The 216-nt window shown below is 55.1% G+C and carries 1 protein-coding gene; it reads left to right on the top strand.

Annotated elements, in window-relative coordinates; all coding sequences use genetic code 11:
- Positions 1-216, top strand: a 216-nt coding sequence (locus tag FCL48_RS24855; protein WP_136876778.1) for a VCBS domain-containing protein, incomplete at both ends; no start/stop codon positions are given.

Here is a 216-nt window from a genome sequence, read left to right as displayed (position 1 = left end):
ATGCAAACTCTGTGGAGGAAGATGCAACGGCTCCAGTTCTCGGCAACGTTATTACAACCGGACCAGGCAGCGATACCTTAGGTGCCGACTCTCCAACCCTGGTCACTGCCATTGCAGCAGGTGCTGTTGCAGGAACTGTCGGAAGCGCCCTTGCCGGTGCATACGGAACCCTGACTCTCAATGAAGACGGCAGCTACAGCTACCAGCTTGATAACA

Origin of the sequence: Desulforhopalus sp. IMCC35007 (assembly GCF_005116575.1) — a bacterium.
Taxonomy (GTDB): domain Bacteria; phylum Desulfobacterota; class Desulfobulbia; order Desulfobulbales; family Desulfocapsaceae; genus Desulforhopalus_A.
The sequence above is the reverse complement of the archived record's forward strand: the minus strand, read 5'-3'. Positions and strand labels throughout refer to the sequence as shown.